General features: G+C 50.5%; 1 protein-coding gene. It reads right to left on the bottom strand.

All coding sequences use genetic code 11. From position 1 onward, the window contains the following. Positions 1 to 679: 679 nt before the first annotated feature. On the bottom strand, positions 680 to 1,138 hold the full coding sequence (locus C2I19_RS20880; RefSeq protein WP_103904501.1) for an immunity 26/phosphotriesterase HocA family protein: 459 nt from the start codon (positions 1,136 to 1,138) through the stop codon (positions 680 to 682). Between the last annotated feature and the right edge of the window lie 180 nt (positions 1,139 to 1,318).

Below are 1,318 nucleotides of genomic sequence, written 5' to 3'. Positions count from 1 at the left end.
TGTCGTTGCGGACGCCTCTCATTGGATGCTTCCGTGGTTCGTTGGATGCTTGATTATACCAAATGGGTGGATGTTGGTTTTTCAACGGCCTGCTAGGGTGCACCGTCAGCGCGCCGGGCACATGGTTCCCCTTTTGTTATCCGGATGTTATCCAGCTGCTCCCCATTTGTCCGCCACTTGCTCACCGGCTGTTATCCATTCGTTAACCTGCCCGGCGGCGAATCGGGCCCAGCCCGATCCGGCAGAATGGGACGCTTTTTAACGGCAGATTGGCGATGCAAATGCTTTCTGCATGGGCGAATTCAACGGGTCAAGCCCTTAACTCTGGGCCTACACCCTACGCACCTCCCGGTGCGCGGCAAGCTGTTGATTGTGCGGGGAATGGCTTCAGGGCTAAAGAATGACCTGCTACTTCGAGGTAGCAGATTCGGCGCAAGTCATTGATGGGAAACGGCCGGCTTGCTACTGCGTTGCTATCGACGGAATCGGGGCGGTTATGCCGAGGAGATTTTTGTGTTGCCAACAAAAATAAGGCCGGCATCCGTTTGGGATGCCGGCCTATCTTTTGGCGATTGCGGCGCGACGCCCGGCGGCTAAGCTCACACATGGGAAGACTGGTAGCCGGGTGTTGCACCCTACGAGTGCATCTTACGGCCGTGTCACACCTAGAGCAATGGCATTATGCCAGCAACCTCCCCAATAATAGCTCTACAGCTCCGGAGCCAAATATCGCATCACGTTCTAGCTTGCTATCAAATGGCTCAGGGCTTTCTTTCACAACTTCACATATATTGCCATCTGAATATAGAACTCGCCAGGCTTTTTTAGACAAATCATCACGCCTCACAAAGAATGGCATTGGCCAAAGTTCTTTACTCCACCCCGCAACACTTCCGAGAATAGGCCACTCATTATTTAGTAGAGAGAGATCACCAAACCTCAAGACCTTCAATGCATCATCTGCCTTCAAGGCTGAAATTAAATCTGCCGGCGGCAAGGAATCTCTTTTAGGACCAAAAAAATATCCAAGTAAACCACCCGACTTGTCAGAAGAAATTCTTGCAACCACACCCAAAGCGTACCCACCCGTTCTAAGTGGAACTGCAAATACACTTCCTTCGCAATATGGAATTACCATTACGAACCTCCATTCAAATACTTCCCAGCCGCATCCAAATACTCAGGCAGTCTTGGATTGGAAGGACTAATTGGTCTAATTTTATTAAGTAATCACGAAAAATTGATTTGAAACTTGTCGCCATAACCACCAAGCAGCGCCGAGATCTCTGCATCCAGCGTTTCGCGGGTCCACGTGATG

Source organism: Chromobacterium alticapitis (assembly GCF_002924365.1).
In the GTDB taxonomy this organism is placed as follows: Bacteria; Pseudomonadota; Gammaproteobacteria; order Burkholderiales; family Chromobacteriaceae; genus Chromobacterium; species Chromobacterium alticapitis.
Note: the sequence above shows the minus strand (reverse complement) of the source record. Positions and strands in the feature narration are given on the sequence as shown.